The 6,679-nt window shown below is 53.9% G+C and carries 6 protein-coding genes; 2 read left to right on the top strand and 4 right to left on the bottom strand.

All coding sequences use genetic code 11. The annotated features are described in order from the left end of the window. On the top strand, positions 1-256 hold a 256-nt coding region (locus tag PsW74_RS29975), incomplete at its 5' end, for a 4Fe-4S dicluster domain-containing protein (RefSeq protein WP_244277895.1). Between the two features lie 84 nt (positions 257-340). Here PsW74_RS29975 and nadC read toward each other — a convergent pair. From nadC to PsW74_RS23125, 4 genes are all read right to left on the bottom strand, one after another. Then, positions 341-1,207, bottom strand: coding sequence for a carboxylating nicotinate-nucleotide diphosphorylase (gene nadC / locus PsW74_RS23140; RefSeq protein WP_063287252.1), 867 nt, complete (start codon positions 1,205-1,207; stop codon positions 341-343). Further along, positions 1,204-2,838 carry an L-aspartate oxidase gene (locus PsW74_RS23135; RefSeq protein ID WP_063287253.1) on the bottom strand — a complete coding sequence of 545 codons (1,635 nt, stop codon included), beginning with the start codon at positions 2,836-2,838 and terminating at the stop codon, positions 1,204-1,206. Before PsW74_RS23135 ends, nadC begins: the two co-directional genes overlap by 4 nt. Before the next feature lie 107 nt (positions 2,839-2,945). Beyond that, positions 2,946-4,067 carry a quinolinate synthase NadA gene (gene nadA / locus PsW74_RS23130; protein WP_063287254.1) on the bottom strand — a complete coding sequence of 374 codons (1,122 nt, stop codon included), beginning with the start codon at positions 4,065-4,067 and terminating at the stop codon, positions 2,946-2,948. 313 nt (positions 4,068-4,380) lie between these two features. Then, positions 4,381-5,073 (bottom strand): hypothetical protein, encoded by a 693-nt coding sequence (locus tag PsW74_RS23125; RefSeq protein WP_063287255.1) that lies wholly within the window; start codon positions 5,071-5,073, stop codon positions 4,381-4,383. Positions 5,074-5,391: 318 nt separating this feature from the next. Here PsW74_RS23125 and PsW74_RS23120 point away from each other — a divergent pair, with 318 nt between their 5' ends. Then, complete coding sequence (locus PsW74_RS23120; protein ID WP_063287256.1) at positions 5,392-6,654, top strand: MFS transporter; 1,263 nt, start codon at positions 5,392-5,394, stop codon at positions 6,652-6,654. Positions 6,655-6,679 lie beyond the last annotated feature (25 nt).

Below are 6,679 nucleotides of genomic sequence, written 5' to 3'. Positions count from 1 at the left end.
CCAGCCGATCCATCTGAAGCTGCGCGACGAGACTTTGCAGAAGCTTTCCGAGCACGATGTCTACGCTGGTCCGTCGAACCGTTATTGTCCCGCTGGTGTGTATGAGTGGGTGGAAGAAAACGGCGAACCGCCACGCTTCCAGATCAACGCTCAAAACTGCGTTCACTGTAAGACCTGTGACATCAAAGACCCGAACGGCAACATAACCTGGACCGTTCCGGAAGGCACAGGCGGACCGAACTATCCAAACATGTAAGGTGTTGGATAAGATCAGAACAAGAAAAAGGCCCGGTCATCAGATCGGGCCTTTTTCATTTCAATTTGCCAAACGCTCTAACGTCTAGTCGATCTCAATATCAAGCCCCAGATCCAGAATAGGAGCTGAGTGCGTGATCCAGCCGGAGGAGATGATATCAACGCCAGCTTCCGCAATCGCTTGAATGGTCGAAAGTGTAATCGTACCAGACGCTTCCAGTACGGCTTGACCCTTGTTGATCTCAACCGCCTGTGCCAGAAGCTCAGGCCCCATATTGTCCAGCATTACCACATCAGGCTTGGCTGTGAGTGCTTCCTTCAGTTGGTCGAGTGTATCCACTTCAACCTCAATGCGCACAAGGTGGCCGGCAAACGCGCGGGCACTCTCAATGGCGGGGACAACCCCACCGGCAACGGCGATGTGGTTGTCCTTAATTAGGATCGCATCATCCAGACCAAACCGGTGGTTCATACCGCCGCCACAGCGCACCGCATACTTCTCGAAACTACGCAGTCCCGGAGTGGTTTTTCGGGTGCAAACCACTTTTGCGTTGGTATGTGAAATTTTGCGTTGAAATGCGTTCGTAGCGCTCGCAATGCCCGAAAGATGGCTCAAAAAGTTCAGGGCCACACGCTCCGCCTCCAGCAGTGCACGAGCGGGACCGTGAATGCGGGCGATAATGGTACCCGGCTCCAACTTATCCCCGTCCTGCGCCAGCACGGTAACATCGAGAGTAGGATCAACCTGACGAAATGCGGAAAGAGCCAGATCAATGCCAGCCAGCACGCCATCCTTACGAGCCGCAATCACACCCGTTGCAACAGCATCAGCCGGAATGGTCGCCTGCGAGGTGATGTCACCCGCGCGGCCAAAGTCCTCAAGCAAAGCAGCTTTGACGGCATCATCGACCATGATCAACGAAAGCTCGGGCAATGAAGACGGACGGCTCATAGCATGTCTTCCTCTTCAACAGCCTGCTGGCCAACATCGCCGGCAGCAGCCTCGCTCGCCAGCTTCTCAATTTGTGCAAGCTTCACAAAGGAGCGCTTGGCAACCTCCGCCTTCTGCGGGAAGTCAGAACGGAAATGACCGCCTCGGCTTTCTTCGCGAAGCAGAGCAGACCCTGTAATCAGCTTGGCTGCAATCACCATGTTGAGAATGGAGTCGCGGCGGCACAGCGTCTCAGCGTTCTGCAACCGTGCAAGGGTCCTTGTCAGCCCTTCTGCATCACGAACCACACCAACATGGCGGGACATAGCAGAGCGAACCATGGAAACAACGGCACGTTCCTGCGGGTTGCGTGTGGAGGCCTGATCATCAACATCATCGATTTCAGCCCAATGATGCACCCGGTGATGCGGCATGAGGGCCTGAATGTCTTCTGCAATGCGACCTGCAAACACAACAGCTTCAAGCAAAGAGTTGGATGCCAGACGATTGGCACCATGTGCCCCCGTCGCCGCAACTTCACCTGCCGCCCAAAGGTTGTCGACAGAGGTTCGGCCAGAGGCATCGGTCAGCACACCACCCATGTGGTAATGTGCTGCCGGAGCAACAGGGATCAAACCATTGATCGGATCAATACCAGCCTTCTCGCAGGCTGCATAAACGCGGGTAAAGTGCTCAGGGAAGCTTGCCCCAATGGCCTCTCGGCAATCAAGGAAAGCACCACGGCCAACCGCAAGTTCTGTATGGATCGCGCGCGCAACAATATCACGAGGGGCCAGCTCAAGATCAGGATGGATGCCATCCATAAAGCGGTGACCGTCATTGTTGATGAGGATCGCACCATCACCGCGGATCGCTTCACTTGCAAGCGGGGCAGGGTCCTGTTCAACATTGAGAGCTGTTGGGTGGAATTGAACAAACTCGGCATCAGAAACCAGCGCACCTGCACGGGCAGCCATCGCAAGGCCATGTCCGTTTGCTTCCCCCGGATTGGTGGTAGTTGAATAAAGATGGCCAACTCCACCGGAGGCCAGCACAACAGCTTTTGCAGGAATGGTAATGCGCTGCGTACCACCACGGCGACGCGCAGTAATGCCGGTGACATACCGGCCTTCTGCGATCAGTTGACAACCAATGTATCCTTCGATGATGCGGATAGACGGTGTCTTGTAGGCCGCATCAACAAGCGCCTGCATAATGGCTTCACCAGCCATGTCACCACGCACACGCACAACACGGTGGCTGGAGTGGGCAGCCTCGCGGGAAAGGGCCAGCTTGCCAGCAAGGTCTTTGTCAAAGGGTACGCCATAGCCCAGCAGATCGTGAATGCGGTCAGACGCTTCACGTGTCATGCCTTCAACAATGGCTTCTTCGCAAATGCCGTCGCCTGCTGTCAGCGTATCCTGCGTATGGGCAGAGTGGTGATCACCCTCGGCCACAGCAGCAGCAATGCCGCCTTGTGCCCATGCAGAAGAGGTGCCACCACCAATTGGCGCGTTGGTCACAATGGTCACTGGCCGCGGCGCAAGCTTGAGCGCGCAAAACAGGCCAGCAAGGCCACCACCTAAGATAACAACATCATCCACGCCGTTCAGAGCAACAGCAGGGGCGAGAGAAGAACCGAACTGAGACATTTCAGAGATTATTCCAGACTATGGGGACCTGATCTAAAAGGCCCGCTGCCGTTAAAGGCAGCAGGGTGCACTGAAGACTTTTCAATATGCCAGCTACACGAAAGCCTCTAGTTCTTCAAGTTGATCATGCGTTCTACGGAGGCACGAGCGCGATCCGCCACACTTTCATCAACAATCACTTCACCAGACATATCGAGCAAACAGTCCAAAATTTTGGTGAGGGTGATGCGCTTCATGTGTGGGCACAGGTTGCAAGGGCGAATGTAGTTCACGCCAGGTGTGGAGGAGGCAACATTGTCCGCCATGGAGCACTCGGTGATCATCATCACCTTCTCAGGGCTGTTGTCCTTCACCCAGTCAATCATATGAGAGGTTGAGCCAGCAAAGTCAGCTTCTGCAACAACTTCCGGCGGGCACTCTGGGTGCGCAATGATCTTCACATCAGGGTCAATGGCTCGGTAGTCGCGCAGCTCTTCCGCCGTAAAGCGCTCATGCACTTCGCATGAGCCGGCATAGGTCAACACATCAACATCAGTCTGGTTGTTCACGTTGGCTGCAAGGTACTGATCAGGGATCAGCAGCACCTTGTCAGTGCCCATGGCTTCAACAACCTGAACCGCGTTGGAAGAGGTGCAGCAAATATCGCACTCAGCCTTCACATCGGCGGAGGTGTTGACATAAGTGATGATCGGAACGCCCGGATTGGCTTCGCGCAGCTTTCGTACATCTGCACCTGTGATGGATTCTGCAAGGGAGCAACCTGCATCCATATCCGGGATCAAAACGGTCTTTTCCGGAGACAGGATCTTGGAAGTCTCAGCCATGAAGTGCACACCGCACTGAACGATAACCTGAGATTCAGTCTTCGCAGCTTCTTTCGCCAGCTGCAGGCTGTCGCCAACAATATCAGCCACACCGTGGAAGATATCCGGGGTCATATAATTGTGCGCCAGAATAACGGCGTCGCGCTCTTTCTTCACTTTGTTGATCGCAAAAATCAACGGGGCAAGAGCAGCCCATTCAATCGCAGGAATGAAGTCCTTTACCTTCTCATAGGCCTCTGCTGTCGCTTCTGCGACCTCAGGCGTGTAGGCAAGGTCTGGACGCTCCAAAGGGGTATACTGTTTGGGCGCTGGTGCGCCAGCTTGAACAGCAGCACCCTCAATGCCGGCAGTAATGTCATTGACAGCAAGGCTGTCTGCTTCAGCGAATGTAGTCGTGGCGGACATGCGCTATCCCTTATTCTGCCGGCCTGGAACCGGATTATACTCAATGTGAGTATAAGGGGTATATAAAAAAACACGGCCACAATGCCGATGCCAACCCTTATGCTCATTTTGAGTTTTTATAGACCTCTTCCCTCGCGTCGACAACCTATTCTTTTGCCGGATGCATATGATTGCTGCGTTTAAGCTCGATTTAGCCTTACTGAGTAATCACTTAATTTCCTAAATTTGCAGGGTACAAATGAGAAAAGCCCGACATTTCCGCTTAATCAGAGGAAATGCCGGGCTCACATCACTTGAGAGCAGAAAAGGGCTTTTACTTGGCTGGGACGTAGCTGGATGGGTTACCATCAGCGCCCTGATTGACCATGTAGTACTGGTTCTCACCGCTGTCGAACACGAGGAAACCATCCTGATCAGCAGGCTTGGTCTGTGTGCCCCATGGAGATTGAATGATCACTTCAGCAGCTGGGGCATAACCGATGGCAGACATGCGAACCATCTCAACGGGAACGGTCTTCAGTGCTCCCGTCAGGCCTGCGTCTTTTGCATTAAACAGCGCCAGAACCTCTGGAGCCATATCCAAACGCTTTACAAGACGTGTGTTTTTCGCAGCGACTTCTTCCAGACCAACCATCTCGTACTTGGAGGTGAAGGTCTCTTTGCCAATCACGTAAAAATCAGGGCCGGTCTTGCTCATCTGCAGCGCAACAACAGAACCTACATTCTTTGCGATGTAAGCATCATCGTAGCTGGTGGAGTCCACAGAACCCAAAGGGCCACGGATCGCTTCTGGCAGGTCAGCCGGTGTGTCACCAGTGATCTTCCAGCCAAGGATTGGACGGTCCTTGATGTAAAGCTCTTTGGCAGGTGCATGCTTTTCAACGCGTGCAGTCAGCTCAGCCTGGCTTTGCACAACGTCCTGCGCAGAAGCTGCCAAAGGTGCGCTTACAGCAAAGGCAAGCAGGCCTGCAGCGAGTGTTTTTCCGAAAAAAAATGAGTAGGTCATGGTCGGCCCCTAAATGTTGACGGGGGAATTAGGTCAGGACCCAAATCAAAGTCAAGCGACTCCGCCAGTTTCGCTAGCATTTTGAAATATATTAGTATTCCCACATATGACCGCATTTGATCAGAGAGAGCTTTCCAGCAAAATGCCTTAGGGATAAAGACTCATTCCAATTGCTGATGGATGACCTAAGTAATTTCAATTATTGCAGAACGGAAAATTAGATTAAACCTGATTATTCCCCGCTGCTCAGCGAAAAACGGACACCATTGGTCCAGCGTCTGGCCGAAACTCTCTGTCGGATGCAGGAAAGGAAATTGCATGTCTCAAGCGACCCAGGTCGAGAACCAATCCTCTGTCCGGCGCGGCCCCAACGTCCCGCTCATAATCATCAGCGGATGTATCATCGGCATTCTCTCGTTTGGACCACGGGCAACCCTTGGATTGTTCCTGACGCCCATGTCCTCAGAGTTTGGCTGGGGCAGGGATGTGTTTGCCTTTGCGCTGGCACTTCAAAACCTCGTTTGGGGCGTTGCACAGCCTTTCGCTGGGATGATGGCAGATAAATTCGGCACAGGAAGAACTCTGGTACTCGGCGCGATCATCTACGCCATCGGCCTCTATCTTATGAGCCTGTCAGACACACCACTCTTACTACAGGTCTCCGCAGGTGTTTTGATCGGTCTGGGTGTCGCCTTCACATCCTTCTCGCTTGTTTTGGCTGCCTTTGCGCGGTCTGTTCAGCCCCAATACCACGGCATCGCCTTTGGCATGGGCACAGCTGCCAGCTCCTTCGGCCAGTTTCTCTTTGCACCGCTGGGCCTGGGCCTGATCGAAAACTATGGCTGGTCCAGCGCACTGATCTATATGGCAGCTGTCGTCGCCATCGTACCCCTGTTCGCTTATATCCTGCGTGGCCGTTCCGCAGCTCCAGCTGCTGGCAACTCTGCGAACCCGCAGGACAGCATGACCCTTTCTCAAACATTGGGTCTGGCCTTCAAAACCAGAGACTACATCCTGCTGGTCTTCGGCTTCTTCGTCTGTGGTTTCCACGTGGCGTTCATCACCGTGCACATGCCGACCTTCATCGTGGATCAGGGTTTTGACGTTTCCGTCGGCGCATGGGCGCTGGCTTTGATCGGCCTGTTCAACATTGTTGGCTCCATGTCCTCCGGCGTGTTGGGGTCACGGGTTCCGAAACAATACTTGCTGTCATTCATCTATATTGCCCGTGCCATCGCCATCACGCTCTACATCACACTACCAATCTCAGAGATGTCGACACTGATCTTCGCAGCCACCATGGGAATCTTGTGGCTCTCCACCGTGCCACCAACATCAGGGCTCGTCGCTGTCATGTTCGGCCCACGTTACATGGGAACGCTGTTCGGCATCGTGTTCTTCTCTCACCAGATCGGGTCCTTCCTGGGAGTATATCTGGGCGGTGTGCTCTATGAGCGCAGCGGCAACTACGATGCTATCTGGTGGCTCGGAATCGCACTCGGTATTTTCGCGGCCATCGTACACTGGCCAATCCGCGAACAGTCCGCCACCGCAGGGCGTCTGGTCGCCAAGCCTGCGTAAGACGCCTATTGGGTGAACTAGCTAG

The organism is Pseudovibrio sp. W74 (assembly GCF_001623085.1).
Classification (GTDB): Bacteria; Pseudomonadota; Alphaproteobacteria; order Rhizobiales; family Stappiaceae; genus Pseudovibrio.
The sequence above is the reverse complement of the archived record's forward strand: the minus strand, read 5'-3'. Positions and strand labels throughout refer to the sequence as shown.

Coding starts and splice junctions, on each gene's coding strand:
- PsW74_RS23135 (WP_063287253.1), bottom strand. CDS start 2,838: ATGTCTCAGTTCGGTTCTTCTCTCGCCCCTGCTGTTGCTCTGAACGGC.
- PsW74_RS23120 (WP_063287256.1), top strand. CDS start 5,392: ATGTCTCAAGCGACCCAGGTCGAGAACCAATCCTCTGTCCGGCGCGGC.
- nadA (WP_063287254.1), bottom strand. CDS start 4,067: ATGTCCGCCACGACTACATTCGCTGAAGCAGACAGCCTTGCTGTCAAT.
- nadC (WP_063287252.1), bottom strand. CDS start 1,207: ATGAGCCGTCCGTCTTCATTGCCCGAGCTTTCGTTGATCATGGTCGAT.
- PsW74_RS23125 (WP_063287255.1), bottom strand. CDS start 5,073: ATGACCTACTCATTTTTTTTCGGAAAAACACTCGCTGCAGGCCTGCTT.